The sequence below is a fragment of the Duganella rivi genome (assembly GCF_009857435.1).
Lineage (GTDB): Bacteria > Pseudomonadota > Gammaproteobacteria > Burkholderiales > Burkholderiaceae_D > Rugamonas > Rugamonas rivi.
Genome location: NZ_WWCK01000001.1, coordinates 161,542 through 188,109, shown reverse-complemented (window position 1 = coordinate 188,109; position 26,568 = coordinate 161,542). Strand labels below are relative to the sequence as shown.

The following is a 26,568-nucleotide window of genomic DNA, read 5'->3' as shown; positions in this document are numbered from 1 at the left end:
GGGCCAAGGCTATTGCGCAAAACCGGCAATAGGATTGGCCCCGTTTTTATTTTTTAAGGAACGTAATGACGCAAATCTTTAACTTCTCCGCCGGCCCTGCCGTATTGCCGAAGGAAGTCTTGGCGCAAGCTGCTGCTGAAATGCTGGATTGGCATGGCAGCGGTATGTCCGTCATGGAGATGAGCCATCGCGGGCCGGAGTTTATGTCGATTTACAAGGCAGCCGAGCGCGATCTGCGCGAGCTGCTGGCAGTGCCGGACAATTACAAGATTTTGTTCATGCAGGGCGGCGGTCTGTCGCAAAACGCCCTGATTCCGTTGAACCTGCTGGGCCACAAGCCTGAAGGTGCAACCATCGATTTCATTCACACCGGTTCGTGGTCGGCCAAGTCCATCAAGGAAGCGGGCAAGTACGCCAAGGTGAATACCGCCGCGTCGAATACGACGGCGGTGCCGGCGCAAGCGGATTGGCAACTGACTGCCGATGCTGCGTACCTGCACATGTGCACCAACGAGACCATCGACGGCGTCGAGTATCAGCCGGACTTTAACGATACGCGTTTTAAAGACCGCGTGCTGGTGGCCGATATGTCGTCGCATATTTTGTCGCGCGTGATCGACGTCGCCAAGTACGGCGTGATCTTCGCAGGCGCGCAGAAGAACATCGGCCCGGCCGGCGTGACCATCGTGATTATTCGCGACGACTTGCTAGGCAAGGCGCTGCCGGTGTGCCCGTCGGCGTTTGATTTCAAGCTGGTAGCCGATAACGAATCGATGTACAACACGCCGCCGACTTACGGCATCTATATCGCCGGCCTGGTGTTCCAGTGGCTGAAGCAGCAGGGCGGCGTGGCCGAGATGGAGCGCCGCGCCAAGGCCAAGGCCGAGCTGCTGTACGCGGCGCTGGACGTCGACGATTTCTATCAAAATCGCGTGGCGCCGGCCAACCGCTCGCGCATGAACGTACCCTTCTACCTGAAGGATGAAAGCAAGAACGAAGCATTCCTGGCCGGCGCCAAAGCGCGCGGCCTGCTGCAACTGAAGGGCCACAAGTCCGTCGGCGGTATGCGCGCATCGATCTATAACGCGATGCCTATCGAGGGCGTGCAAGCGCTCGTAGACTACTTGAACGAATTTGCAGGCCGATAAATGAACGACAAACTTAAACCCTTGCGCGAACAAATCGATTCGATTGACGCGCAAATCCTGGATCTGCTGAACCAGCGCGCGAAAGTGGCGCAGGAAGTGGGGCACGTGAAAGCCGAAACCGGCGCGCCGGTGTTCCGCCCTGAGCGCGAGGCACAAGTGCTGCGCGGCGTGGCGGATCGCAATCCCGGCCCGATGGGCAACGCGGAATTGCAAACGATTTGGCGCGAGATCATGTCCGCGTGCCGCTCGCTGGAGAAGCGCGTGACGGTGGCCTTCCTCGGCCCAGCGGGCACCTACAGCGAACAAGCCGTGTATCAGCAATTCGGCACGGCGGTGGATGTGCTGCCTTGCTCGTCGATTGATGAAGTGTTCCGCGCCACCGAGGCTGGGACGGCGGAATTCGGCGTGGTGCCGGTTGAGAATTCGACCGAAGGCGCCATCGGCCGCACGCTGGACTTGCTGCTGCATACGCCGCTGACCATCAGCGGCGAAGTGTCGATCGCTGTGCGTCACAGCCTGTTGACCGGCACCGGCAATATGGAAGGCGTCACCGCGATTTGCGCGCACGCGCAGGCGCTGGCGCAATGCCAGATCTGGTTGAACAATAACTACCCCGAGATCGAACGCCGCGCCGTGTCGTCCAACGCGGAAGCGGCGCGCATGGCGCGTGACGATCACACCATCGCCGCGATTGCAGGCGAGCGCGCAGGCGTGCGCTATGGCCTCGGTACGGTGAAGGCAAACATTCAGGATGATCCGCACAACCGCACGCGCTTTGCCGTGATTGGTTCCCTGCAGGCCGGCCCTTCTGGCGAGGATCGCACCTCGCTGGCGCTGGCGGCGCCGCACAAGGCGGGTTCGATTTATCGCCTGCTTGGATCGCTGGCACAGCACGGCGTGTCGATGACGCGCTTCGAGTCGCGCCCGGCGCGCACCGGCACGTGGGAGTACTACTTCTACGTCGACGTGGAAGGCCATGTGCAAGATCCCGCCGTCGCCAAGGCGCTCGATGAGCTGCAAGGCAACGCTGCATTCTTCAAGGTGCTGGGTTCCTACCCGGTGAGCCTGACCTGATTTTCGAAGAGAGAGAACATGAGTAAGAACTACGGCCCGGAATACGTCCGCGCCATCGCCCCATACCAGGCCGGCAAACCGATTTCGGAAGTCGCGCGTGAATTCGGCCTCGATGAGGCGACCATTGTGAAGCTGGCGTCGAACGAGAATCCGTTCGGCGTGCCGGCATCGGCGCAGCAGGCGATGGCCGCTGCGGTGGCGGAACTGGGGCGCTACCCGGATGCCAACGGCTTTGATTTGAAGGGCGCGCTGGCCAAGCGTTACGACGTGCCTGCGGATTGGATCACGCTCGGTAACGGCTCCAACGATATTCTGGAAATCGCTGCGCATGCGTTTGTGGAGCGCGGCCAGTCGATCGTGTATTCGCAGTATTCGTTCGCGGTGTATGCGCTGGCGACGCAAGGCGTGGGGGCGCAGCACATCGTGGTGCCGGCCAAGGCGCATGGCCACGACCTGCCGGCCATGCTGGCGGCGATCCGCGACGATACGCGTCTGGTGTTTATCGCCAATCCGAACAACCCGACCGGCACGTTTATTCCGGCGGCGGAGATCGAGGCGTTTGTCGCCAAGGTGCCGGCGCACGTTGTCGTGGTGCTGGACGAGGCTTACAACGAGTTCCTGTCCGAAGAAAACCAGTTTGAATCGGCAGAGTGGGTGAAGAAGTATCCTAACCTGTTGGTGTCGCGCACCTTCTCCAAGGCGTATGGCCTGGCAGGCCTGCGCGTGGGCTTCGCGATTGCGCAGCCGGCGTTGACGGATTTGATGAATCGTATTCGCCAGCCGTTTAACGTGAACTCGCTGGCACAGGCAGCGGCCATCGCGGCGCTGAACGACAAGGAATTCCTGAAGCGGAGCGCGGCCAATAACGCGGCAGGCTACCAGCAATTCGTCGAGGCGTTTGAGCAGATGGGCCTCGAGTATGTGCCGTCGTACGGTAACTTCGTGCTGGTGAAGGTTGGTAGTGATGCCGGCGCCGGCGCGCGTGTGAATCTGTCGCTGTTGAAGCAGGGCGTGATTGTGCGTCCGGTTGGTAATTACGGTTTGCCTGAGTGGCTGCGTATTTCCATCGGCCTGCCGCAAGAGAATGCGGTCTTCATCGCGGCACTGGCGAAAGCATTGGCGGAGTAATGCTGAACAAGGTCGTAATTTTTGGCGTAGGTCTGATCGGCGGCTCGTTCGCGCGCTCGCTGAAGAAGGCTGGCGCGGTGCACACCATCGTCGGCGTCGGCCGCTCGGCCGCGTCGATGGCGCGCGCGCTGGAGTTGGGCATCGTTGACGCGATAGCTGTGGCGGGCGATCCGGCGTCGCTGGCGGAAGCGCTGCATGGTGCGGATCTCGTGCTGCTGGCTGCGCCGGTCGCGCAGACCGAGGCGATTCTGGCGGCCATTGCGCCGCATCTGCAAGGGGGCACTGTGGTCACTGATGCGGGCAGCACCAAGTCCGACGTAGTGGCTGCCGCGCGCAGTGCGCTGGGTAGCAAGGTGGCGCAGTTCGTGCCCGGCCATCCGATTGCGGGCCGCGAAACCAATGGCCCGGATGCGGCCATCGACAATCTGTATGTCGGCAAGAAGGTGGTGCTCACCGCGCTGGCCGAAAATACGGAGGCTGACGTGGAGCGCGTAGCGGCAGCATGGCGCGCTTGCGACGCCATCATCCACCGCTTAACGCCGGAAGAACACGACAAGGTGTTCGCGGCGGTAAGCCACCTGCCGCACCTGCTGGCCTACGCACTGGTAGACGACATTGCGAAGAAGCCGCACGCCGATCTGCTGTTCCAATACGCCGCCAGCGGCTTCCGCGATTTCACGAGGATCGCCGGATCGTCGCCGGAGATGTGGCGCGATATCAGCCTGGCCAACCAATCGGCGCTGCTGACGGAACTGGACGCCTACATGGCGCAATTGACTACGCTGCGCGCCCAACTGGCGGCGGGGGACGGGGCTGGGTTGGAAGGCGTTTACACTAATGCCCAACACGCCCGCCATCAATGGATAACCGCGATCGAGACGGCCGAAGCGCCGCCGAAAGACTAAACACGGGAACGCAGATTGAGCCGCGCAGCCAAACCCGGACAAATGGGGTCTGACCCCGTACGGGGTCAGACCCCCGGTCGCCGCAGTGCGGGTTTCGCCGGTGCCGTCCGCGCCCGTAAATGAGGATTAAGCATGACTGATTATATTGACCTTCAACCCGTTAAACACGTGCAGGGCGCGGTGCGTTTGCCGGGTTCTAAATCGATTTCCAACCGCATCCTGCTGCTCTCCGCGCTGTCGCAAGGGCAGGTCGCCATTGTCGATCTGCTGGCGTCCGACGACACGGCCGTGATGCTGGCCGCGCTGCGCTCCCTCGGCGTGCAGTGGACGGAAGAGAAAACCGCCACCGGCACTATCCACCACGTCACCGGCGTGGCCGGCGTGCTGCCGAATAAATCGGCGGATCTTTTCATGGGCAACGCCGGCACCGCGATCCGCCCGTTGACCGCCGCGCTGGCCGTGATCGGTGGCGACTACACGCTGCACGGCGTGCCGCGCATGCACGAGCGTCCGATCGGCGACTTGGTCGATGCGCTGAACGCCGCCGGCACCAATGTCGAATACACCGGCAACCCAGGCTTCCCGCCACTGCACATCAAGCAGGGCAAGATCATCACCGAGCGCCTGTCGGTGCGCGGTGACGTATCGAGCCAGTTCCTGACCGCGCTGCTGATGGTGGCGCCGCTGATGGCGAAAGACCACGCAATCACCATCGACGTGATCGGCGAATTGATCTCCAAGCCCTACATCGAAATCACGCTGAACCTGATCCGCCGCTTCGGCGTCAAGGTCGAGCAGACCGGCTGGGAGTCGTTCACCATCCAGCCGGGCAAGGTCTACCAGTCGCCAGGCACTATTCACGTTGAGGGTGACGCCTCGTCGGCGTCCTACTTCCTGGCGGCTGGCGCGATTGCCGGCGGCCCGGTGCGCGTGGAAGGCGTGGGCAAGGACAGCATCCAGGGCGACGTGCGCTTTGCCGCCGCATTGGAGCAGATGGGCGCGCAGATCACCATGGGCGACAACTGGATCGAAGCGCGCAGCAGCGGCCCGCTGAAGGCCATCGACGCCGACTTCAATCACATCCCGGATGCGGCCATGACCATCGCCATCGCCGCGCTGTACGCCGACGGCCCATCAACGCTGCGCAACATCGCCAGCTGGCGCGTCAAGGAGACCGACCGCATTGCGGCCATGGCAACCGAGCTGCGCAAAGTTGGCGCTGTCGTGGAAGAGGGCGCGGACTACATCAAGGTTACGCCGCCTGCCGCGCTGACGCCTGCTACCATTGATACCTACGACGATCACCGCATGGCCATGTGCTTCTCGCTGACCTCGCTGGACGGCGCGCTGCGCAAGGGCGCCACGGTGCGCATCAACGATCCTAAGTGCGTGAACAAGACTTTCCCTGAATATTTCAACGCATTTGCCAAGATTGCAAAGTAACTGATATGCCAACATCCCAGATTCCAGTCATCACCATCGACGGCCCTACCGCATCCGGCAAGGGCACGGTCGCACACCGCGTTGCCGATAAGCTCGGCTTCCATTACCTGGACTCGGGCGCCCTGTATCGCTTGACCGCGCTGTCGGCCCTGCGCCGCGGCACCGAACTGACCGACGAGCACGCGCTGGCCAAGCTGGCCGAGCACCTGCATTGCAGTTTCCAGGGCGGCGATATCATCCTGTCGCATGAAAACGTCACGGATGCGATCCGGGCGGAAGAGGTGGGTAATACCGCCTCCAGGATCGCTACATTCCCGGCCGTGCGCCATGCGCTGGTAGGGCTGCAACTGGGTTTTCGCAAGGCGCCGGGCCTGGTGGCGGACGGCCGCGACATGGGCTCGGTGATCTTCCCGCACGCCCCGCTCAAGGTGTTTTTGACGGCCTCGGTCAAGGCTCGCGCAGAGCGCCGCTATAAGCAATTGATAGACAAGGGATTTTCTGCTAATATGCAAGACCTACTGGTGGATTTGCAGGCGCGGGACGACCGGGATACAAACCGGGCCATCGCGCCGCTGGCCCCGGCGGAAGGCGCTTTCGTGCTGGACACCTCTGAAATGAACGCTGATCAAGCGGTCGAACAAGTGCTTGCATGGTACGCCGCCGTAGCAAAGTCGTAAATTTTTATCAACCTAACCCAGTTGAAGCCGCATACCGCGGGCCTTGCTGGTAACCTGGAAATACAATGTCTAATATGGAAAGTTTTGCAGCCCTCTTCGAAGAATCCCTGTCGCGTCAAGACATGCGTTCGGGCGAAGTGATCTCGGCTGAAGTCGTTCGTCTGGATCACAACTTCGTGATCGTCAACGCCGGCCTGAAATCGGAAGCATTCATCCCTGTTGAAGAATTCAAAAATGACCAAGGCGAACTGGAAGTCAAAGTAGGTGACTTCGTTTCCGTGGCCATCGAATCGCTGGAAAATGGTTTCGGCGATACCATCCTGTCGCGCGACAAAGCCAAGCGTCTGGCTTCGTGGCTGGCACTGGAAAAAGCAATGGAGTCGGGCGAGATCGTGGTCGGCACCGTGAACGGCAAAGTCAAGGGCGGCCTGACCGTTCTGACCAACGGCATCCGTGCCTTCCTGCCAGGTTCGCTGGTAGACACCCGTCCAGTCAAGGACACCACCCCATTCGAAGGCAAGACCCTCGAGTTCAAGGTTATCAAGCTGGATCGCAAGCGTAACAACGTAGTGCTGTCGCGCCGCGCCGTGATCGAAGCTTCGATGGGCGAAGAGCGCCAGAAGCTGATGGAAACCCTGAAAGAAGGCACCGTGGTGACCGGCGTTGTGAAGAACATCACCGACTACGGCGCGTTCGTGGATCTGGGCGGCATCGACGGCCTGCTGCACATCACCGACCTGGCATGGCGTCGTGTGCGTCACCCATCGGAAGTGCTGACCGTTGGCCAGGAAATCACCGCTAAAGTCCTGAAATACGATCAAGAGAAGAACCGTGTTTCGCTGGGCGTGAAGCAACTGGGCGATGACCCATGGACTGGCCTGTCGCGTCGTTACCCACAAGGCACCCGCCTGTTCGGTAAAGTCACCAACCTGACCGACTACGGTGCGTTCGTTGAAGTTGAACAAGGCATCGAAGGCCTGGTTCACGTGTCGGAAATGGACTGGACCAACAAGAACGTTGCTCCTAACAAGGTTGTCCAGCTGGGCGACGAAGTAGAAGTGATGGTTCTGGAGATCGACGAAGAGCGTCGCCGTATCTCGCTGGGCATGAAGCAGTGCAAAGCCAACCCATGGGACGACTTCGGCGTAACCCACAAGAAGGGCGATAAAGTCAAAGGCGCGATCAAATCGATCACCGACTTCGGCGTGTTCATCGGCCTGGCTGGCAACATCGACGGCCTGGTACACCTGTCCGACCTGTCGTGGACCGAGTCCGGCGAAGAAGCCGTACGCAAGTTCAAGAAAGGCGACGAACTGGAAGCCGTGGTTCTGGCCATCGACGTTGAGCGTGAGCGCGTTTCCCTGGGCGTTAAGCAACTGGAAGGTGATCCATTCAACAACTTCGCCGCCATGAACGACAAAGGCGCACTGGTAACCGGCACCGTTAAATCGGTTGAGCCTAAAGGCGCCGTGATCCAGCTGTCGGAAGAAGTTGAAGGCTACCTGCGCGCTTCGGAAATCTCGCGTGACCGCGTGGAAGATGCTGGCACCCACCTGAAAGTCGGCGATTCCGTCGAAGCTCTGGTGATCAACATCGACCGTAAAGCACGTTCGATCCAGCTGTCGATCAAAGCCAAAGATTCGGCTGACACCGCTGAAGCGATGAAAAACATCGCCGCTGACAGCAGCGCCGCTTCGGGCACCACCAGCCTGGGCGCACTGCTGAAAGCGAAGCTGGACAACAAGAACTAAGAACTATAGTCGATGACTAAGTCCGAACTTATCAACCGCCTGGCTGAGCGTTATTCTCAGCTGGTGGCCAAAGATGCGGAATATGCCGTCAAAACCATTCTCGACGCGATGACCAACGCCCTGGCGACCGGTCAGCGCATCGAGATCCGCGGTTTTGGCAGCTTTGCCCTCAACAGCCGGCCGCCACGCATCGGGCGCAACCCGAAGTCGGGCGACAAGGTGATGGTGCCGGAAAAGCGGGTGCCGCACTTCAAGCCGGGCAAGCAATTGCGCGAGCGGGTTGACGCGATGGTCGGGCAACCGATCATCGAGGACTGAAGCATTCAATAGTTAAACAAAGCGGCGTCCTTCGGGATGCCGCTTTTTTTTTGTTGCCCGAGGTGCGATACTGGCGCTCTCGGAATTACTCAACAGGAACCCGGCTGATGAAATTCATCTCCACCCTCGTAGGCTTCATTATCTTTGTCCTGTTTTTCAGCTTCGCGCTGAAGAACTCGCAGGAAGTCGATCTGCAATTGTTCCTGCACTATGAGCTGCGCGGCCCGCTGGTGCTGATGCTGCTGGGCTTTTTTGTGGCCGGCGCCGTGCTCGGCGTGCTGGCGCTGACGCCCACGGTGTTCCGCCACCGGCGCGAAGCGAACAAGCACAAGACAACCATCCACACGCTGCAAACCTCGGCGCAGCAGGCTGCCCAGCAGCCGCAGCCGGACAGCGTTAACACGCAATAATCCACAATAATCAACAATAACAATTACACAGACCTAGCATGGAATTTGAACTCTGGTGGTTACTGGGCATCCCGGTCTTCTTTGGCCTGGGATGGGTCGCGGCGCGGGTGGATATCCGCCAGCTGCTGTCGGAATCGCGCACGCTGCCGCGCGGCTATTACAAGGGCTTGAACCACTTGCTCAACGAGCAGCCGGACAAGGCGGTCGATGCGTTCATCGAGATCGTGCGGCTCGATCCCGAATCGGCCGAGATGCACTTCGCGCTCGGTAATCTGTTCCGCCGCCGCGGCGAGACCGAGCGCGCCATCCGCATCCACCAAAACCTGCTGGCGCGGCCGGATCTGCCGCAGGAAGAGAAGGAGCATGCGCAGTATGAGCTGGGCATGGACTACCTGAAGGCAGGCCTGCTGGATCGCGCGGAAGAGACGTTTAACTCCCTGCTCAACGGCCAGTATTCGGCGCAGGCGCGCCGCGCGCTGCTGGAGATTTTCCAGCGCGAGAAAGAATGGCCGCGCGCGATCGAGGCGGCGATTGGGCTGCAGGAATCGGGCGCAGGTTCGCGCCAGAAGGAAATCGCGCAGTTCTACTGCGAACTGGCGCAGGACGCGCTGGTGCATCTGCATCCCGAGGAAGCCTTGGTGCTGCTGGAGAAATCGCTGCAAGCGGATCGCGTCAACGTGCGCGCCACCATGCTGACCGGCGATGCGCAACTGGCGCAGGGCGATGTGGAGGGCGCGCTGCTGACCTGGCGCCGCGTCGAGCAAATCAGCGTGCCGCACGTGGCACTGGTGGCGCAGCGCCTGATGGACGGCTACCGCAAAGTGGGTCGCCCGCAGGAAGGCGTCAATCTCTTGAAATCCTATCTTGAGCAGGCATCTTCGATCGACCTGGTCGAGGTGGTGTACAAGGGAGTGCTGGAGCTCGACGGCGTGGAAGCGGCCAAGCAATTGGTCGGCGATCAGCTGCGCCGCACGCCGACCTTGCTGGGACTGGACAAGTTCCTGGAAGCGCGCCTGATGGATGCGCCGCCGGCCGTGGTGCCGGAGCTGTCGATGGTGAAGAACCTGGTACACGGCTACACGCAAAAGCTGGCGCGCTACCAGTGCAGCCACTGCGGCTTCAAGGCGCGCCAGTTCTACTGGCAGTGCCCGGGTTGCAGCAAGTGGGAAACCTACCCGCCGCGCCGTACCGAAGAATTGAATGTAATGAATTGAAAAGAGCATCACCATGAAAATCACGATTATCGGCACCGGCTACGTCGGCCTTGTTACCGGCGCCTGCCTGGCGGAGTTGGGCAATGATGTGTTCTGCCTCGACGTCGATCAAAAGAAGATCGACCTGCTGAACAGCGGCGGCATCCCGATCCACGAACCGGGCCTGGAAGAGGTGGTGGCGCGCAACCGCGCGGCCGGCCGCATCCAGTTCTCGACCGACGTTGCGGCCTCGGTGGCGCACGGCGAGGTGCAGTTCATCGCGGTCGGCACGCCGCCCGATGAAGATGGCTCAGCCGACTTGCAGTATGTGCTGGCTGCGGCCCGCAACATCGGCAAGCACATGACCGGCTTTAAAGTCATCGTCGATAAATCGACCGTCCCTGTCGGCACGGCCGATCGCGTGACGGCGGCGCTGAAGGAAGAACTGGCGACGCGCGGCGCAGCGGCGTCGTTCTCGGTGGTGTCCAATCCCGAGTTCTTGAAAGAGGGCGCGGCGGTGGAAGACTTCATGCGTCCTGACCGCATCGTGATCGGCCATGACAACTCGCCTGAAGGCGAGAAGGCGGCCGCCAAGATGAAGAAGCTGTATGCGCCGTTCAACCGCAATCACGAGCGCACTTTCTGGATGGATGTGCGTTCGGCGGAGTTCACCAAGTACGCTGCCAATGCCATGCTGGCGACCCGCATCTCGTTCATGAACGAGCTGGCCAACCTGGCCGACCACGTGGGCGCGGACATTGAAGCGGTGCGCCACGGTATCGGTTCCGATCCGCGCATCGGCCACAGCTTCCTATACGCCGGTGCAGGCTATGGCGGCTCGTGCTTCCCGAAAGACGTGCAGGCGCTGGAACGCACCGCGCGCCAGTACTCGCAGGACTTGCTGATCCTGCGCGCGGTGGAAGCGGTCAACGATAAACAGAAGCTGGTACTGGGCCGCAAGGTGCTGGCGCGCTTTGGCGCGGACTTGAGCGGTAAGCACTTTGCCGTGTGGGGCCTGGCCTTCAAGCCGAACACCGATGACATGCGCGAAGCGCCGTCGCGCGAATTGCTGCGTCAATTGATCGACGCCGGCGCCACGGTGGCGGTGTACGACCCGGTCGCCATGGCGGAAGCCAAGCGCGTACTGGCGCTCGACCTGACGCCGGAAGAATTGGCGCGCGTGCGCTTTGCTGACAGCCCGATGGACACGCTGACCGGCGCCGAGGCGCTGATCATCGTCACCGAGTGGAAGGCGTTCCGCAGCCCGGACTTCGACCGCATCAAGGCGGCGCTGGCGCATGCCGTCATCTTCGACGGCCGCAACCTGTTCGAGCCGGAAGCGATGGCCGAAGCGGGCTTTGAGTACCACGGCATTGGCCGTTCCATCCTGACCCGCACTTAACGAGGCCGCACCGTGACGACCAATCTGGATAAAGTACGCATCCTGGTAGTGGGTGACGTAATGCTCGACCGTTACTGGTTCGGTGATGTCAGCCGCATTTCGCCGGAAGCGCCTGTGCCGGTGGTGCGCATCGAGAAGCGCGAAGCGCGCCTCGGCGGCGCGGCCAACGTGTCGCGCAACGCGGCGGCGCTGGGCGCGCAGGCTGGCTTGCTGGGCATCGTCGGCAACGACGAGGCGGGCGACGAGGTGGCCTCGCTGCTGGAAGGCGGCGGCATTCGCAGCTACCTGAAACGCGACGAGGCGATTTCCACCATCATCAAGCTGCGCGTGATCGGCCGCCAGCAGCAAATGGTACGCATCGATTTTGAAGAAGCGCCGACCGATACCGTGTTGCGCGACAAGCTGGAACAGTTCAAGGCGCTGCTGGCCGATTACGATGTGATCGTGCTGTCGGATTACGCCAAGGGCAGCCTGGTGGCGGTGGCCGACATGATCGCGGCCGCGCGCGCGGCAGGCAAGGTGGTGATGGTCGATCCGAAGGGCGACGATTTCTCGCGCTACGCCGGTGCGACCGTGCTGACGCCGAACAAGTCCGAATTCAAGCGCATCGCCGGCTCGTGGAATAGCGAGGAGCAGCTGACCGCCAAGGCGCAAGCCTTGCGCGCGGAACTCAAGCTCGATGCGCTGCTGCTGACCCGCTCGGAAGAGGGCATGACCCTGTACACCGACGGCGCGCAATACCACACGCCGGCGCAGGCGCGCGAGGTGTTCGACGTCTCCGGCGCAGGCGACACCGTGATCGCGACGATGGCCTGCATGCTGGGCACCGGCGCCGGCTGGCAGGAAGCGGTGGAAACCGCCAACCGCGCCGGCGGCATCGTGGTCGGCAAGCTCGGTACGGCCACCGTCACGCGCGAGGAATTGTTCGGCGCTTGATCTGGCTCAACCGTGTAGCAGCCGGGCTCCGTTAAGGTGCTTGATCAAGGTGCGAATAGTCGCATCTTGCTTAACCTCAACGGAGACTATGATGATCAAGAAACTATTGCTGATGCTGACCATGCTGTTGAGCATGGCGGCGGCGTGGGCGCAAGTGGACGTCAACAAGGCCGACGCGGCCGCGCTGGACAGCATCCGCGGCCTCGGCCCGGCCAAGACCAAGGCCATCCTCGAGGAGCGCAAGAAGGGCGAATTCAAGGACTGGGCCGACCTGCAGCAGCGGGTCAAAGGCATCGGCGAAAAGAACTCCATCAGGCTGTCCGAGGCCGGACTGCAAGTGAACGGCAAGTCGAAAGATGGTGCGCCGGCCAAGTCCAGCAAGTAAGATAGTGGCTTTCCAATGGCCCGCAGTGCAATGCTGCGGGCTTCCACCACGGAGACCGCTGTATGCAGCTTAAAACGCAGTTGACGCCCATTGCGCTGGCCCTGCTGATCGCCGCGCCTGCCATGGCCGCCGAACCTGATACCAAGCGCCATCAGGCCCAGATCGACCAGATCGTCAAACAAATTTCCCCAGCCCGTATCGAAGCCACCATCCGCAAGCTGGTGAGCTTCCGCACGCGCCACACGATGTCGGACACGGTGTCCGAGACCGAGGGTATTGGTGCGGCGCGGCGCTGGATCAAGGCGGAACTGGAGCGCTGCGGCGTGGGCACGCCGTTGCAAGTGGCATTCGACAGCCATATCGCGCCGGTCTCCGCGCGCATCAGCAAGCCGACTGAAATCGTCAACGTGGTGGCGACCTTGCCAGGCACCCAGGCGGCGTCAGTGGAGCGCATGTACGTGGTGAGCGGCCATTACGACTCGCGCAATACCGACGTGATGGACGCGGTGGGCGATGCGCCGGGCGCCAACGATGACGCCTCCGGCACAGCCGCCGTGATGGAGATGGCCTGCGTGATGGCCAAATACAAATTCGACGCCACGCTGGTGTTCATGACGGTGGCGGCGGAAGAGCAGGGCTTGCTGGGTGCGGCGCATTGGGCCGAGCAGGCGAAGCAGAAGAATCTCAACATCGCCGGCATGTTCACCAACGATATCATCGGCAGCTCGCGCGATGAACACGGCAAGAAGGACGACACGCAAGTGCGCCTGTTTGCAGAAGGCCTGCCGGTGCAGAAGGAGAACAGCGACGTGGTGCGCACGCTGATCCAGACCGGCGGCGAGAACGACTCGCTGTCGCGTCAACTGGCGCGTGCGGTGAAAGAGGCGGGCGAGCGTTATGTGCCAAAGTTTAAAGTCAACGTAATTCAGCGGCGCGACCGCTACCTGCGCGGCGGCGACCATATGCCGTTCCTGGAGCGCGGCTATGCGGCCCTGCGCTTCACCGAGCCGGCCGAGGATTTCAATCACCAGCACCAGAATATCCGCACCGAGAATGGTGTGCTGATTGGCGACCTGCCGCAGTATAACGACTACAACTACATCGCCAAGGTGGCGCGGGTGAATGCGGCGGCCTTGTCGTCGCTGGCCTTGGCGCCAGCCGCGCCACAGAAAGTGCAAGTGCGCACGTCCAAACTGCAAAACGATACCGAGCTGGTTTGGCAGGCCAACAGCGAGCCGGATCTGGCGGGCTACCGCATCGTCTGGCGCGATACCACGGCGGCGGATTGGCAGGGATCGAAGTTCGTCGGCAAGGTGACCGAGTTCACCATGCCGCAGTCGAAGGACAATGTGTACTTCGGCGTGCAGGCGATTGATGTTGACGGCAACGTTAGCCCTGCCAGCTATCCAACCCCGCTGCGCTGATGAAGATATCCCGCATCCTCCACGCCGGCTACGTGTTCGAAAGCGGCGGCACGCAGATCGTGTTCGACCCGATATTTGAGAACCCGTTCAGCCGCAATTGCCACGCGTTTCCCGACGTCCGCTTCGACCTCGCGCAGGTGAGGGCGTTGCGGCCGGATGCGGTGTTCATTTCGCACTTCCATGATGATCATTGTTCGCTGGAGAGCCTTGATCTGCTGGATCGCGCGACGCCAATTTATCTCTACTGCCTGTTCGACGAATTGTTTGCGATGATCCGTGAATTGGGCTTTGCGGATGTGCAGCCACTGGCGCTGGATGTGCCGGTGGTGATCGGTGAGTTTGAAGTGATCCCGCGCCGCGCCTTGGAGGCTGACGTGGACTCGATGTTCCAGGTGCGCGCAGAAGGCCTGAATGTGCTCAACGTGGTCGACTCGTGGATGGATCCTGAGACGCTGGAACAGCTCAAGCCCTACGCGCCGTGGGACATGGTGCTGTGGCCTTTCCAGACCATGCGCGAGGTGGATGTGATTGCGCCGTCGCGCGCGGAACGTGGCCCGGTTGAATTGCCGGAGGAGTGGCCGGAGCAGCTGCAAGCGCTGGCGCCGCGCTACGTGGTGCCGAGTTCCTGCCAGTTCAATCAGGAGCCGTGGTCGTGGTACAACCGCGCCATGTTCCCGATCACTTACCGGCAGTTTGAGCAGGCGGTATGCGAGTGGCTGCCGGCGGCGCGGGTGGTGCGCCTGAATCCATCGGTGGCGGTGGAGTTGTCCGCCGCCGCGCTCACGCCCGCCGAGCCGCTGCCGTGGGTGCTGCCGGTAGGCGATCAAGACATCGACTTCGCCTACGATCCTGACATCGTGCCGCCGCCAACTTCGGACATCGCACAGCACTTCGCCGCGCTGACGGAAGAACAAGCCGCGCGGGTCGAAGCGTTTTGCTGCGAGGGGCTGATCGAGCGTTACCAAGACATGGAGCTCCCGGAAGACAGCTACTTCTCGACGCCCTGCGTTTGGCAACTCTCCGTCTACGAGCAAGTGGGCGAGGCCCGGCACTACCGCTATCGCATCCACGGCGACACCATTGCTTTGATGGGTGACGAAGAAGCGCCAACATGGACTACCGAAATCCCCGCCGCCAAACTGTACGCAGGCCTGGCGCTGGGCGAATCCCTAACCTCCATGTACATGCGCATCAAGGGCGCGCCCGCCGACGCCGACATCGTCGACGACCCGCTCATCCGCACCCTGTTCGACAACGCCTTCGCCGCCTACCAAGCCGCCCAACTCCGCCGCATCAAGGCTCGCACTGGTTGATTGAGCCACCGGCGCTGAACCCAAAAGTTTGGGGTCTGACCCCGTACGGGGTCAGACCCCCGGTCGCCGCAGTGCGGGTTTAGCGATTCCCGCGCACTCAGTAGAAAAACAGAACCTGAACCCGCTTGGTTTGCGCTTGGGGGTTAGGTTGTGCTCAACGGCAGGGCAGCCAGGAACTGGTGAATTTGCGAGACCACCGCTGCGCCTTCACCCACCGCTGCTGCGACCCGCTTGGTCGAGGTCGCGCGCACGTCGCCAATGGCAAACACGCCGGGCACGCTGGTCTCCAACGCCGCACGCGACGGCAGGTCTTTCGGATACACGCCATTCGCGAAGTTGGCCTTGCACTGCGCCTTGGTCACATCAAAGCCGGTGCGGATGAAGCCGTGGTTGTCGACATCCACGCCGCAGTCGCTCAGCCAGCCCGTATTTGGATCGGCGCCGATGAACAGGAACACGCGGCAAATATCGTAGTCACGTTCGTCCTCGGTCTTGGCGTTGCGCACGCGAACCTGCTTGAGACCGTCCTCATCGCCTTCCAGCGCGACGATTTCGGTGCAGGTGTGCAGCTCGATATTTGGCGTGGCCTGGATCCGTTCGATCAGGTAGCTCGACATGGTGGACGACAAGCTCTCCTTGCGGATCAACATGTGCACCTTGGACGCGTAGCCCGACAAGAACACCGCCGCCTGGCCCGCCGAGTTGCCGCCGCCGACCAGCACAATCTCTTCCGTCTTGCACAGCTTGGCCTCAACCGGCGAAGCCCAGTAGTACACGCCTTTGCCTTCAAACTGCTTGAGATTCGCCAGCGATGGACGGCGATAACGCGCGCCGCACGACAGCACCACAGTGCGCGCTTTCAAGCGCTGCAAGCTGCCGCACATTTCCACTTCCAGCGGATAGGTATCGCAGATCAAGCGACCGGCCGGCGCCGGAATCGCCACTTCCACGCCAAACTTCTGCGCCTGCACGTAAGCACGTCCAGCCAGTGCGCGGCCCGACACGCCGGTCGGGAAGCCGAGATAGTTTTCGATGCGCGCACTGGCGCCTGCTTGCCCGCCGTAGGCGCGCGTTTCCAGCGCCAGCACTGACAAGCCTTCAGAGGCCGCGTACACCGCCGTCGCCAAGCCAGCCGGCCCGGCGCCAACCACAATCACGTCCCACACCTTGTCGGTATCGAGCTCCGGCAGCATGCCGAGGCAGCGGCCGATCTCGACCACGCTTGGATTTTTCTTGACCACGCCGTCCGGGCACACCACCAGCGGCAGTTCTTCCGCGCGCGGCTGATAGTGTTCCATCAAATCCGCCGCTTGCTGGTTATGCTCAGGATCGAGCACGATGTGCGGATGGCCGTTGGCAGCCAAGAAAGTTTGCATGGTGTGGATGCGGCCATGGCCGCGCGGCCCGACAATCACCGGCCCGCCCGACGCCTGTTCAATCAAGCCCACGCGGCGCAGGATCAGCGCCCGCACGATACGCTCGCCCAGCTCGGCATGCGCCACCAGCAAGGCGCGCAACGATTCCGACGGCACCACCAGCGCCTCCACATCACCGACCGCATGGCCGTTGCCCAGCGACGGCCGGCCCGACAGCTGCGCCACTTCGCCGCTGAACTGGCCGGGCGTGTGAGTGGTCACATAAGAAGTGTTGCCCAACCCATCGTAGCGATTCACCTCAATCCCGCCCTTGAGCACGAGGATCAGGCCGAAGCTGGTCTTACCCGCTTCGAAGATCATTTCGCCATCTTTGAAGCACACCACATGGCCAAAACGCTGCATGTGGCGGATGTCGGCCGCGCTCAGCGTCGGGAAGATCTGGTGCGTGCGCTGTTCCAGATTGTGGATGGTGGACGGCGACGGTTCGTCCGGGGTTAATTCAGGCAGGAGTTCTGCAGGGGAGGTAGCCATAACAATTCCGAATATGAAGCTGGTTGCACGAGTGTTGCCAGTCTAGCGTAAGCCGCCGTCGCAGTCCAAAGTCTTAAGAGGTAGCCGGTCGCTTTCTGTCAACTCGGCTAAAATGGTTGTTTTCGCGAACTCAAACAAGAACACGATGGCTTACAAGACTTTGCAAGATACGATCGGCAACACGCCGCTGGTGCAGCTGATGCGCCTGCCGGGCGCCGAAGCAGCGGCCCGCAACAATATCATTCTGGGCAAGCTGGAAGGCAATAATCCGGCCGGCTCGGTCAAGGATCGCGCCGCCATGTCGATGCTGAAGCGCGCCGAGGAGCGCGGCGACATCAAGCCGGGCGACACGCTGATCGAAGCCACCAGCGGCAACACCGGCATCGCACTGGCAATGGCCGCTGCCATTCGCGGCTACAAGATGCTGTTGCTGATGCCGGAGAACCTCAGCGTCGAGCGCCGCCAGAGCATGGCCGCCTACGGCGCGCAAATCATGCTGACGCCGAAAACCGGCGGCATGGAATACGCGCGCGACATGGCCGAGCAATTGCAAAAGGACGGCAAGGGCATCATCCTCGACCAGTTCGGCAACCAGGACAACGCCCGCGCCCACTACGAAAGCACTGGCCCGGAAATCTGGCGCGACACCGACGGCCGCGTGACGCACTTCGTCAGCGCCATGGGCACCACCGGCACCATCATGGGCACCTCGCGTTACTTGAAGGAACAGAATCCGGACGTGCAGATCATCGGCGCCGAGCCGGAAGAGGGCTCGTCGATTCCCGGCATCCGCAAATGGCCGGAAGCCTATCTGCCGAAAATCTATGACCGCTCGCGCGTGGATCGCGTGGAGTCGGTGTCGCAGGCGGCAGCCGAGCGCATGGCGCGCCGCATGGCCGCTGAAGAAGGCATCTTCTGCGGCATCTCCGCCGCCGGCGCCTGCGAAATCGCGCTGCGCATTTCCAACACCGTGGAAAACGCCACCATCGTGTTCATCGTCTGCGACCGCGGCGACCGCTACCTGTCCACCGGCGTGTTCCCCGCCTAAAACAAAATGCCCTCGTCCCTTCTAAAAGGGGGGAGGGCACTCTGATCAGGTACTGCTAACGCGGGCTGGATTAGCCGTTGTTGCTGCCGCCTGGGGTTTCGCCTTCTTTAGGCTTGAATTGCTTGTCGCTGATGCGGAACTTGTTGCGGCGGTCGCCCATCAAGTAACGCAGGTCGCGGATGCTCAGATCCGATACTTCGTGCATGCGGATCAGCAGCGAAGCGCCGACCGGCAGGCGGTGGTGACGGATTTTGCTGATCACGGGCGGTGCTACTTCCAGCGCGCGCGACAGCGCTGCATCGTTTTTCAGACGCAGGTTCTCGATCAGGGTATCGAGCAGGCGGTTGGGATTGTATTGCAGCAGATCATCGCCATCCGCATCGTTGTTCATGTCTATGCCGACTTGGTTTGTCATGTCGTCTTTTCCTTCTGTAAAGTTGTCCTGCAAAGTACAACACTCGGGGCTTTGCTGCGTCTATGTCCATCCTTACCAGGAGTACTCACACACGGACACGGGTTCCAGGATAACAAGTTTCATAATATATACACAATTGTACAACAGTCCGCAATCTCATACTCAGCAGCAATAAAAAAAACCTTCTTCCCGCAGGGTATTGTTGTCCGACTGCAACATTGTGTGAGAATTATACACCGAGTTGTGTGCTAAGCTTCTTGTGCACACTTTTAATTAACGGTTAAAGTTAATTGTATAACAATTCCGTTGTAAAGTAGCCCATTTCTTACTGCTTTCCCAACAGTGTGTACAATTTGTTTCCAAGTGTCAACTAAACAATACCGCGAGCAAGCTCGCGGTACAAAGTTTTTTACGCTTGCTTACATTCCTGAAGTTAGTCCCGCCACCGCCGCGCCGCCCTTGGCCTGCTTGATGGCCTTGCCCAGTTCCACCACCGACATCGCGTAGAAATAGCTGCGGTTGTACTGGGTGATGGCAAAGAAGTTGGCGTTGGCCAGCCAGTATTCCGTTGGATCGGCGCCGTTTTGCAAATCCACCAGTCCGTACAGTTGATCGGGCGGCGTTACCGCTGGCGTGACGCCGGCCGCAGCCAGCTCCGGCGCGCGGTACTTGGCCACCAGCCCCTGGTTGACCATGGGCTCCCAGACGCGGTTGGGCGACACGCTGGCCGGGTACGCCACCGGCCCCTGCTGCTCGCGCTGCCAGCCGTGGCCGGCAAGGAAGGCGGCCACGCTGCCGATGGCGTCGCTGCTGGAACCGAGCAGGTCAATCTTGCCGCTGCCGTCAAAATCGACCGCGTATTTCATCACGCTGCTTGGCATGAATTGCGGCATGCCGATGGCGCCGGCAAACGAACCTTTCAGCGACAGTGGATCGATGCCCGATTGGCGCGCAAACAGCAAGGTCGCTTCCAATTCGCCACGGAAGAATTCCATGCGCTCGCGGCGCTGCGGCGCTTCTGGGTAGGAGAAGGCCAGCGTGGTCAGCGCGTCGAGCACGCGGAAGCGGCCGGTGTTGCGGCCGTACACGGTTTCCACGCCGATGATGCCGACCAGGATCTCGGCCGGGATGCCGTACAGCGATTCGGCGCGGTTGAGCGCATCGCTATTCTCGTTCCAGAACTTGACGCCGGCGTCGATGCGCACCGGGTCGACCATCATCTTGCTATACGCCTGCCAGTTTTTCGGCTTGCCGGGCGGCGCCGGTTTGACCAGCTGCACGGCGGCGTCGACGTAGCGCACTTGCGCCATCAGCGCGTTTAGTTCGGCGCGGTCAAAGCCGTCGCGGGTGGCGACGTCGTCCAGGAACGCGCGCACCTCTTTCCAGTCGCCGAAGTTGACGTACTCGCCAACGTAGTCCACGGCCGGCGCGGCCTTCTTCTTCGGCGCAGCCGGCTTTTTCTTTTTCTGCATGCTGGGCGGCAGGGTGTAGCCGTAGCGGTCGACTGGCGCGGCAGAGCTGGTCGCACTCAGGGTCGCTGCGCTGAGCAGCAGGGCGGTCATCAGAGTCTTCATCGGCATAAAGGTAGCAATGTTTTCAGCGTCGCCAGCGACGCCGAGCGTGATTCGGGCCCGCCGGCGCCATACTTCAGCATACCGTACAGGTGCAAAAACTGGTTCATGGCAGCGTGTTTTTCCGCGCTGGCCGGCATCGCCGCCAGGCGCGCCGCGTAGCTGCGCGGCCCCTCGGCCGGGCGGCGCGCATAACCGTGGCGCGCCTGCTGCCGGCAAAAGGCCGCGTACAAGCTGTCCAGCGGCGCCAGCGGCTGTTGTTGCCGCCGCCAGCGCAGCACCCACAACAGGGTGGCCACCAGCGCCGCCGCCAGCGCAGTACGCCAGTTGCCCAGCACCGCGCCTAGTTCTTCGAGGAAACTTCGCTGCCTATCGGGATTGTAATCCAGTACCCATTGATTCCAAGAATTATTCAACGCGGCATAGTTGTAGCGTAGCCGCGCCAGCCACGAATTGGGATTGTTTTGCAGGTCGAGCAGCGGCGTCAGCGCAAATTCGCCGAAGCCGCTGCCGCGCGGCAGGGCGCGCGCGAGGTTGCGCTGGACGCGCTCCGGGGCTACGGCGGCGGTCGGATCGACGCGCTGCCAGCCGGCCTGCGGCGTCCAGATCTCGGCCCAGGCGTGGGCGTCGGATTGGCGCACGGTGAGATAGCCGTCGACTGGGTTCATCTCGCCGCCCTGGTAGCCGGTGACCACGCGCGCCGCCACGCCCATGGCGCGCATCAGCACCACGTAGGCGCCGGCGTAGTGTTCGCAGAACCCGGCCTTGCTAGTGAACAGGAAGTCGTCGACGGCATTGCGGCCCAGCAGCGGTGGCTCCAGCGTGTAGCTGTAGGCTTGCGTGCGGAAGCGGGTCAGCACCGCGTTGCTTAGTTGCTGTGCGGCGGCGTTGGGCTGGGCCGCGCGCAGCTGCTGCGCCAGCGCCAGCGTGCGCGGATTGAAACCGGTCGGCAGCTCCAGCCAGCGCGCCATGCGCTCCGGCTGTTCGCCCGCTTGCAGTGTGTAGTCGAGGTAGGCGCTGGCGCTGAAACGCAGGCGGCGCTCGATCGGATCGACGGTGTACTGCTCCATCTCGTCGGTGTCGCGCAGGCGGTGGCCTGGCAGGTGGAAGTTGGGGCCGGCCAGTTCCAGCAGGGCCAGCCAGCGTGTGTTGCTGGCTTCCATGGTGGTCTCGTAGCGCAGCGGCTGGCCGCGCACGGCGATGGCGATTTCCAGCCGTTGCAGGCCGCGCTTGCGCGGCACGCGCGTCCAGGTGCGGCCGTCGTAGTCGCCGAGCACGATGCTGCGCCAGTAGAGCTGGTGCTGGGCTGGCGCTTGGTCGAGGAAACGCACGCGGAAGGCTGGATCGTCCGATTGCGCCAGCGAGGACAGGCTGCCGGGCGCCATGGTGTCGCTCAAGCCGGTCTTGCCGCCTAGCGCATCGCCAGGCAAGCCCCACAGCGGGCCCTGGATGCGCGGGAAACCGATGAATAGCAGGGCCGCCAGCGGCGCGGCCAGTGCGCTGATGGTGGCGGCGGTGCGCAGGCGCTGGTGTAGTGGCGGCACGGCGCCGGTGTACTGGAACGATAGCTGGGCGGTTAGTAGCACCACCAGCGTTAGCGCTACGAACAGCGCGGTCGGGATGGTTTGCGAGTAGAGGAAAATCGTCAGCAGGACGAAGAAGCTGAGGAAGGTGATCACGAACAGATCGCGCTTGGCGTGCATTTCCAGCAGCTTGAAGGCCAGCAGCAGCACCAGCATGGCCACGCCGGCGTCGCGGCCGAGCAGGGTGCGGTAGGTGAGGTAGACGCCGGCCATGGCTGCCAGCGCGATCGGCACCAGCACCCACACCGGCGGCATGCGCTTGCCCATCCACGTGATGGCGGCGCGCCACAGCAGCGTGAGCGCGGTGAGGGCGCTGATCCACCACGGCAGGTGCGCGGCGTGCGGCGCCAGCACCATCAGCGCGGCGGCCAGCAACAACAGCGTATCCGCTTTGTCGCGCGTGAGCTGGAGCGCAAACCTGCTCACTGGCCCTCCTTGCCGAACAAGGCGAGGGCGCGCAGGCAGGCGGCGCGGTGGGCGTCGCCAAGGGCGGGGCCGTATGCGTGCTGGGCGAGGCGGAAGCTGTAGGGCAGGGCGCGCTGCTCGGCCTCCAGCACCCAGCCCGCCATGCGCGACAGCTTCTGCTCCAAATCCATCTGCAACGGCAGCGCCGCAAAATCGAGGCTCAACTCCGCCACCGCGCCGCCCTCAAAGTGCTTGGTCACCAGCTGCCCGCCCAGTGCCGGATCATGGCGCGCAATCTGCCGCCACGCCAGATGCTTCATCGGATCGCCCGGCTGATAGCTGCGGATACCGGCAAAATTATCGAGTCCCACCGTGCCATGCCCATCCTCGCTGGCCGCGCCGGTAGACGGCAGCGGCGACGGCGGCGTCTCGGGCGCCGGATAGACCAGCACCTTGGCATCCGGCCGCCAATAACTCCAGGCCTTGAACAAACCAAGCGGAAAACGCGTCACCAGGCGCACGCGCGGCGCGGCCAGCCAGCCACGCTCCCGTGTCGATGCCGACAGGCGCACCGCGCTGCCCGCACCCGCCGCCACATCGGTCACGTGGCGCGGCTCACCATCGGCCTGAAAGCCCAGCCAGACCGCATAGCGATCCTGCTTGCTGCGGTTCAAAATATGCAATTCAAACTGCGCCTCCTCGCCGGCAAACACCGGCTGCGCGCGGCCCGGCGCCAGCTGCAGCAAGGCCAGGTTCCTGGCCGTCATATACATATCGGCCACCGCGCAGGCGCCGGTGAAAAACGTCAGCGCAAAGCCCAGACCAAGGTTGTAATTGAGCGCGCCGATCAGCATCACCAGCAGCAGCACCGAAAACGCCAGCCCCGCGCGCGTCGGCACGATGAACACGCGGCGCATGGTCAGCGTCACCGTCCCCGGTTCGCTGTCGCGCAACTGGAATAACCACTTGTCGCGCCCCTTGCGATATAGCGCTTGCAGAGCGGCGACCATGACGAATTAAACCGGCACCGACTCTTGCAGCTGCAAGACCAAATCACGGCTGGCCAGGGCCACGCCGTGCGCCGATTTCAAAGGCCGCAAGCGATGCGCGCACACCGGCACCAGCACCGCCTGCACATCCTCAGGCAGCACGTGATCGCGTCCTTCCAGCGACGCCCACGCGCGCGCCGCCTGCAGCAGCGCAATCGCCGCGCGCGGGCTGAGGCCCTCAGCAAACGTGCCGTTTTGTCGCGAAGCCGCCGCCAGCGCCTGCACATAATCGATCAGCGCGGCCGACGCGTGAATTTGCCGCAGCCCTTGCTGCGCCTGCGCCAGTTCGGCCGGCGTCATCGCCGGCGGCAGCGACTTGAGCAGCACGCGCCTGTCTTCGCCCATCAGCAGCGCGCGCTCGGCCGCCGCATCCGGGTAGCCCAGCGATAGGCACATCAGGAAGCGGTCGAGCTGCGACTCCGGCAGCGGGAAAGTCCCCACCTGATGCGTCGGGTTCTGCGTGGCGATCACAAAGAACGGCTCGGGCAGGGCGCGCGTCACGCCGTCGGCGCTGACCTGCCGCTCCTCCATCGCCTCCAGCAAGCCCGATTGCGTCTTCGGCGTGGCGCGGTTGATCTCATCGGCCAGCAGCACCTGCGTGAAAATCGGCCCCGGATGGAACACGAAGCCGTTCTGCTCGCGCTCATAAATCGAAATGCCATTGACATCGGCCGGCAGCAAATCGCTGGTGAACTGGATGCGGTTGAAACGCAGCCCCAGCGAAATCGACAGCGCGTGCGCCAGCGTGGTCTTGCCCACCCCCGGCACATCCTCCACCAGCAAATGACCGCCGGCCAGCAGGCAGGTGAGCGCCTGCCGGATCTGCAACTCCTTGCCGACGATGATGTCACCGACCTGCCGTGCCACGGCGTGCAATTTTGTGCTCATGATATGTATGGTAGATTAGCGCCTGAGGGGATTCTATGCGAGAAACAGCTCGCAGCAGTAAAAATAACATGACCACAGCTATCTACAGCCATCCCGATTGCCAGCGCCACGACATGGGCGACTGGCATCCTGAGTCGCCGGCGCGCCTGCAAGCGATTGCCGACCAGTTAATCGGCTCGCACATCAGCGACCTGCTGGAGCACCGCGAGGCGCCGCTGGTGGATCTGGCCGACCTTGAGCGCAACCACAGCAAAAACGCGATTGCCATCGTGCGCGACAACGTGCCGGACGAAGGCGACACCTATCCCATCGACGCCGACACCTCGCTCAACGCCTGGAGCTGGCGCGCCGCCCAGCGCGCGGCCGGCGCCGCCGTTGCCGCCACCAACGCTGTGATCGACGGCGAAATTGACAATGCGTTTTGCTCGGTGCGTCCGCCGGGCCACCACGCGCGGCCGATCGAGCCGATGGGCTTCTGCCTGTTTAACAACGTGGCGGTAGCGGCCAAGCACGCGCTGGACGTGCGCGGCCTGTCGCGCGTGGCCATCGTCGATTTCGACGTCCACCACGGCAACGGCACCGAGGAAGCGTTCATCAACGAGAAGCGCGCGCTGATGGTGAGCTTCTTCCAGCATCCGCTGTATCCGTACAGCGAACCGCCGCCGATCACCGCCAATCAGGTCAACGTGCCGGTGCCGGCCCACACCAAGGGCGACGTGGTGCGCAAAATCGTTACGGAACAATGGCTGCCGGCGCTGCACGCGTTCAAGCCGCAGATGATCTTCATCTCGGCAGGCTTTGACGCCCACCGTGAAGACGATATCGGCGGCATGGGCCTGGTAGAAGCCGACTACGCGTGGATCACGGAGCAGGTGATGGCGGTCGCGCGCGAACACGCGCAAGGCCGCATCGTCAGCTGTCTCGAAGGCGGCTACAACCTGTCGGCGCTGGGCCGCAGCGCCGTGGCGCACATCAAGGCGCTGGCCGAGATTTAAGTCCCCGGCCGCAAGATCACCTTGCGGCAGTTATCCTGCTTCTTATCGAACAGGCGATAACCCTCGGCCGCCAACTCCAGCGGCAGGCGGTGGGTGATAATCGCTTCCGGTTGCAGCTTGCCTTCCCAGATGCGCTCCAGCAGCAGCGGCATGTGCTGCTGCACGTGGGTCTGGCCGCCGCGTATCGTGATGCCTTTTTCAAACGCGTCGCCAAACAGGAAGCCGTGGATGAAGCCCGCATACACGCCTGGCACGCTGACGATGCCGCCGCGCCGCACGGCGGCAATGCACTGGCGTAGCGCGGCGCCGCTGCTGCCTTCCAGTTTGAGATTGGTGAGCGCGGTCTCCAGCGCGCTGCCCTTGGCTTCAAAACCGACGGCGTCAATCACCGCATCCACTCCGCGATTGGCGGTATGGCTGATGATGACCTCCGCCGCATCGGTATCGTCGAAATTAATCGGCACCACGCCATACGCGGCGCGCGCGAACTCCAGCCGGTAGGCGTGGTGGTCGACCATGAAGATGGCCTCCGCGCCGAGCATGCGCGCGCAAGCCGCCGCCATCTGGCCCACCGGGCCGGCGCCGAAAATCGCCACTGTGCTGCCGGGTTTCACGTCGGCATTTAGCACCGCTTGGTAGCCGGTCGGCAGGATATCGCTGAGGAATAGCACCTGCTCGTCGCTAAGCGCATCGGGGATCTTGATCGGCCCCACGTTGGCCTTCGGCACTCGCGCATATTCCGCCTGGCCGCCCGGCACGCCGCCATAGTTGTGGGTAAAGCCGAATAGCGCCGCGCCCGGGCGCAGCGACTTTTTATTCATGATGGTGCCGCGATCGGGGTTGGTGGTCTCGCAAGCGGAGTACAGCGCCATATCGCAGAAATGGCAGCTGCCGCAGGCGATCACGAACGGCACCACCACGCGGTCGCCTTTTTGCAGCGCGGTCACGCCGCTGCCGGTGTCGACCACCTCGCCCATGAACTCATGGCCAAGAATATCGCCGGTCTTCATGCCCGGCACCTTGCCACGGTAGAGGTGCAAATCGGAGCCGCAAATCGCGGTGGCGGTAATGCGGATAATAACGTCGTCGGCTTCCTGCAAAATTGGATCGGGAACCGTATCGACTTGGACCTCATTGGCCGAGTGATAAACAAGTGCGCGCATGACAGGCCTCCCTGAGCTAGTGAGTCCCCATCATGCC

The 26,568-nt window shown here is 62.4% G+C and carries 24 protein-coding genes; 17 read left to right on the top strand and 7 right to left on the bottom strand.

Annotation, left to right across the window (positions count from 1 at the left end; all coding sequences use genetic code 11):
• The first annotated feature begins 65 nt into the window (after nucleotides 1-65).
• The 15 genes from serC to GTP45_RS00765 all read left to right on the top strand — a co-directional run bounded on the left by serC (nucleotide 66) and on the right by GTP45_RS00765 (nucleotide 15,507).
• The gene (gene serC / locus GTP45_RS00835) at nucleotides 66-1,148 is read left to right on the top strand and encodes a 3-phosphoserine/phosphohydroxythreonine transaminase (protein WP_161011994.1); all 1,083 of its coding nucleotides are present in this window, start codon (nucleotides 66-68) and stop codon (nucleotides 1,146-1,148) included.
• Nucleotides 1,149-2,222, top strand: coding sequence for a prephenate dehydratase (gene pheA / locus GTP45_RS00830; protein ID WP_161011993.1), 1,074 nt, complete (start codon nucleotides 1,149-1,151; stop codon nucleotides 2,220-2,222). It begins immediately after the preceding gene.
• An 18-nt stretch (nucleotides 2,223-2,240) separates the two neighbouring features.
• Nucleotides 2,241-3,350 (top strand): histidinol-phosphate transaminase, encoded by a 1,110-nt coding sequence (hisC, locus tag GTP45_RS00825; RefSeq protein ID WP_161011992.1) that lies wholly within the window; start codon nucleotides 2,241-2,243, stop codon nucleotides 3,348-3,350.
• The gene (locus GTP45_RS00820; RefSeq protein WP_174821626.1) at nucleotides 3,350-4,255 is read left to right on the top strand and encodes a prephenate dehydrogenase; all 906 of its coding nucleotides are present in this window, start codon (nucleotides 3,350-3,352) and stop codon (nucleotides 4,253-4,255) included. Before hisC ends, GTP45_RS00820 begins: the two co-directional genes overlap by 1 nt.
• 132 nt (nucleotides 4,256-4,387) lie before the next feature.
• Nucleotides 4,388-5,698 (top strand): 3-phosphoshikimate 1-carboxyvinyltransferase, encoded by a 1,311-nt coding sequence (gene aroA, locus GTP45_RS00815; RefSeq protein ID WP_161011991.1) that lies wholly within the window; start codon nucleotides 4,388-4,390, stop codon nucleotides 5,696-5,698.
• Nucleotides 5,699-5,703: 5 nt separating this feature from the next.
• Complete coding sequence (cmk, locus tag GTP45_RS00810; protein WP_161011990.1) at nucleotides 5,704-6,375, top strand: (d)CMP kinase; 672 nt, start codon at nucleotides 5,704-5,706, stop codon at nucleotides 6,373-6,375.
• 74 nt (nucleotides 6,376-6,449) lie between these two features.
• The gene (gene rpsA / locus GTP45_RS00805; protein WP_161012673.1) at nucleotides 6,450-8,126 is read left to right on the top strand and encodes a 30S ribosomal protein S1; all 1,677 of its coding nucleotides are present in this window, start codon (nucleotides 6,450-6,452) and stop codon (nucleotides 8,124-8,126) included.
• Between the two features lie 12 nt (nucleotides 8,127-8,138).
• Nucleotides 8,139-8,444, top strand: coding sequence for an integration host factor subunit beta (locus GTP45_RS00800; protein WP_008446215.1), 306 nt, complete (start codon nucleotides 8,139-8,141; stop codon nucleotides 8,442-8,444).
• Nucleotides 8,445-8,551: 107 nt separating this feature from the next.
• On the top strand, nucleotides 8,552-8,854 hold the full coding sequence (locus tag GTP45_RS00795; RefSeq protein WP_161011989.1) for a LapA family protein: 303 nt from the start codon (nucleotides 8,552-8,554) through the stop codon (nucleotides 8,852-8,854).
• A 38-nt stretch (nucleotides 8,855-8,892) separates the two neighbouring features.
• Nucleotides 8,893-10,068 carry a lipopolysaccharide assembly protein LapB gene (lapB, locus tag GTP45_RS00790; RefSeq protein WP_161011988.1) on the top strand — a complete coding sequence of 392 codons (1,176 nt, stop codon included), beginning with the start codon at nucleotides 8,893-8,895 and terminating at the stop codon, nucleotides 10,066-10,068.
• A 13-nt stretch (nucleotides 10,069-10,081) separates the two neighbouring features.
• Nucleotides 10,082-11,449, top strand: a complete 1,368-nt coding sequence (locus tag GTP45_RS00785; RefSeq protein ID WP_161011987.1) for a UDP-glucose dehydrogenase family protein — start codon at nucleotides 10,082-10,084, stop codon at nucleotides 11,447-11,449.
• 12 nt (nucleotides 11,450-11,461) lie between these two features.
• Entirely contained in the window at nucleotides 11,462-12,385 is a 924-nt protein-coding gene (gene rfaE1 / locus GTP45_RS00780) for a D-glycero-beta-D-manno-heptose-7-phosphate kinase (protein ID WP_161011986.1), read from the top strand.
• A gap of 88 nt (nucleotides 12,386-12,473) precedes the next feature.
• Entirely contained in the window at nucleotides 12,474-12,770 is a 297-nt protein-coding gene (locus GTP45_RS00775; RefSeq protein WP_229258288.1) for a ComEA family DNA-binding protein, read from the top strand.
• A gap of 62 nt (nucleotides 12,771-12,832) precedes the next feature.
• Nucleotides 12,833-14,194, top strand: a complete 1,362-nt coding sequence (locus GTP45_RS00770; RefSeq protein WP_161011985.1) for a M28 family peptidase — start codon at nucleotides 12,833-12,835, stop codon at nucleotides 14,192-14,194.
• Nucleotides 14,194-15,507, top strand: a complete 1,314-nt coding sequence (locus tag GTP45_RS00765) for an MBL fold metallo-hydrolase (protein WP_161011984.1) — start codon at nucleotides 14,194-14,196, stop codon at nucleotides 15,505-15,507. The genes GTP45_RS00770 and GTP45_RS00765 overlap by 1 nt, the downstream gene beginning before the upstream one ends.
• Before the next feature lie 143 nt (nucleotides 15,508-15,650).
• Here GTP45_RS00765 and GTP45_RS00760 read toward each other — a convergent pair whose 3' ends face one another.
• Entirely contained in the window at nucleotides 15,651-17,414 is a 1,764-nt protein-coding gene (locus GTP45_RS00760) for an FAD-dependent oxidoreductase (protein ID WP_161011983.1), read from the bottom strand.
• Between the two features lie 145 nt (nucleotides 17,415-17,559).
• Between GTP45_RS00760 and cysM the strand changes: the two genes are divergently transcribed.
• The gene (cysM, locus tag GTP45_RS00755) at nucleotides 17,560-18,462 is read left to right on the top strand and encodes a cysteine synthase CysM (protein ID WP_161011982.1); all 903 of its coding nucleotides are present in this window, start codon (nucleotides 17,560-17,562) and stop codon (nucleotides 18,460-18,462) included.
• A 70-nt stretch (nucleotides 18,463-18,532) separates the two neighbouring features.
• Here cysM and GTP45_RS00750 read toward each other — a convergent pair whose 3' ends face one another.
• From GTP45_RS00750 to GTP45_RS00730, 5 genes are all read right to left on the bottom strand, one after another.
• On the bottom strand, nucleotides 18,533-18,877 hold the full coding sequence (locus GTP45_RS00750; protein WP_110846846.1) for a hypothetical protein: 345 nt from the start codon (nucleotides 18,875-18,877) through the stop codon (nucleotides 18,533-18,535).
• 419 nt (nucleotides 18,878-19,296) lie between these two features.
• On the bottom strand, nucleotides 19,297-20,457 hold the full coding sequence (mltB, locus tag GTP45_RS00745) for a lytic murein transglycosylase B (protein WP_161011981.1): 1,161 nt from the start codon (nucleotides 20,455-20,457) through the stop codon (nucleotides 19,297-19,299).
• On the bottom strand, nucleotides 20,448-22,457 hold the full coding sequence (locus tag GTP45_RS00740; protein WP_161011980.1) for a transglutaminase TgpA family protein: 2,010 nt from the start codon (nucleotides 22,455-22,457) through the stop codon (nucleotides 20,448-20,450). Before GTP45_RS00740 ends, mltB begins: the two co-directional genes overlap by 10 nt.
• Nucleotides 22,454-23,446, bottom strand: a complete 993-nt coding sequence (locus GTP45_RS00735) for a DUF58 domain-containing protein (protein ID WP_161011979.1) — start codon at nucleotides 23,444-23,446, stop codon at nucleotides 22,454-22,456. Before GTP45_RS00735 ends, GTP45_RS00740 begins: the two co-directional genes overlap by 4 nt.
• 6 nt (nucleotides 23,447-23,452) lie before the next feature.
• Nucleotides 23,453-24,373 (bottom strand): AAA family ATPase, encoded by a 921-nt coding sequence (locus tag GTP45_RS00730; protein WP_161011978.1) that lies wholly within the window; start codon nucleotides 24,371-24,373, stop codon nucleotides 23,453-23,455.
• Between the two features lie 68 nt (nucleotides 24,374-24,441).
• Between GTP45_RS00730 and GTP45_RS00725 the strand changes: the two genes are divergently transcribed.
• Nucleotides 24,442-25,368, top strand: a complete 927-nt coding sequence (locus GTP45_RS00725; protein WP_161011977.1) for a histone deacetylase family protein — start codon at nucleotides 24,442-24,444, stop codon at nucleotides 25,366-25,368.
• Here the strand turns inward: GTP45_RS00725 and GTP45_RS00720 are convergent.
• Nucleotides 25,365-26,531, bottom strand: a complete 1,167-nt coding sequence (locus GTP45_RS00720; RefSeq protein ID WP_161011976.1) for a zinc-dependent alcohol dehydrogenase — start codon at nucleotides 26,529-26,531, stop codon at nucleotides 25,365-25,367. The genes GTP45_RS00725 and GTP45_RS00720 overlap by 4 nt on opposite strands.
• Between the last annotated feature and the right edge of the window lie 37 nt (nucleotides 26,532-26,568).

Bases quoted from the DNA above. Each gene is read 5' to 3' on its own strand.
- GTP45_RS00735 (WP_161011979.1), bottom strand. From the start codon at position 23,446: ATGGTCGCCGCTCTGCAAGCGCTATATCGCAAGGGGCGCGACAAGTGG.
- lapB (WP_161011988.1), top strand. From the start codon at position 8,893: ATGGAATTTGAACTCTGGTGGTTACTGGGCATCCCGGTCTTCTTTGGC.
- GTP45_RS00770 (WP_161011985.1), top strand. From the start codon at position 12,833: ATGCAGCTTAAAACGCAGTTGACGCCCATTGCGCTGGCCCTGCTGATC.
- rpsA (WP_161012673.1), top strand. From the start codon at position 6,450: ATGGAAAGTTTTGCAGCCCTCTTCGAAGAATCCCTGTCGCGTCAAGAC.
- GTP45_RS00775 (WP_229258288.1), top strand. From the start codon at position 12,474: ATGATGATCAAGAAACTATTGCTGATGCTGACCATGCTGTTGAGCATG.
- GTP45_RS00750 (WP_110846846.1), bottom strand. From the start codon at position 18,877: ATGACAAACCAAGTCGGCATAGACATGAACAACGATGCGGATGGCGAT.
- GTP45_RS00730 (WP_161011978.1), bottom strand. From the start codon at position 24,373: ATGAGCACAAAATTGCACGCCGTGGCACGGCAGGTCGGTGACATCATC.
- mltB (WP_161011981.1), bottom strand. From the start codon at position 20,457: ATGCCGATGAAGACTCTGATGACCGCCCTGCTGCTCAGCGCAGCGACC.
- cmk (WP_161011990.1), top strand. From the start codon at position 5,704: ATGCCAACATCCCAGATTCCAGTCATCACCATCGACGGCCCTACCGCA.
- aroA (WP_161011991.1), top strand. From the start codon at position 4,388: ATGACTGATTATATTGACCTTCAACCCGTTAAACACGTGCAGGGCGCG.
- serC (WP_161011994.1), top strand. From the start codon at position 66: ATGACGCAAATCTTTAACTTCTCCGCCGGCCCTGCCGTATTGCCGAAG.
- GTP45_RS00765 (WP_161011984.1), top strand. From the start codon at position 14,194: ATGAAGATATCCCGCATCCTCCACGCCGGCTACGTGTTCGAAAGCGGC.
- pheA (WP_161011993.1), top strand. From the start codon at position 1,149: ATGAACGACAAACTTAAACCCTTGCGCGAACAAATCGATTCGATTGAC.
- GTP45_RS00795 (WP_161011989.1), top strand. From the start codon at position 8,552: ATGAAATTCATCTCCACCCTCGTAGGCTTCATTATCTTTGTCCTGTTT.
- GTP45_RS00725 (WP_161011977.1), top strand. From the start codon at position 24,442: ATGACCACAGCTATCTACAGCCATCCCGATTGCCAGCGCCACGACATG.
- hisC (WP_161011992.1), top strand. From the start codon at position 2,241: ATGAGTAAGAACTACGGCCCGGAATACGTCCGCGCCATCGCCCCATAC.
- GTP45_RS00800 (WP_008446215.1), top strand. From the start codon at position 8,139: ATGACTAAGTCCGAACTTATCAACCGCCTGGCTGAGCGTTATTCTCAG.
- cysM (WP_161011982.1), top strand. From the start codon at position 17,560: ATGGCTTACAAGACTTTGCAAGATACGATCGGCAACACGCCGCTGGTG.
- GTP45_RS00820 (WP_174821626.1), top strand. From the start codon at position 3,350: ATGCTGAACAAGGTCGTAATTTTTGGCGTAGGTCTGATCGGCGGCTCG.
- GTP45_RS00720 (WP_161011976.1), bottom strand. From the start codon at position 26,531: ATGCGCGCACTTGTTTATCACTCGGCCAATGAGGTCCAAGTCGATACG.
- GTP45_RS00785 (WP_161011987.1), top strand. From the start codon at position 10,082: ATGAAAATCACGATTATCGGCACCGGCTACGTCGGCCTTGTTACCGGC.
- GTP45_RS00760 (WP_161011983.1), bottom strand. From the start codon at position 17,414: ATGGCTACCTCCCCTGCAGAACTCCTGCCTGAATTAACCCCGGACGAA.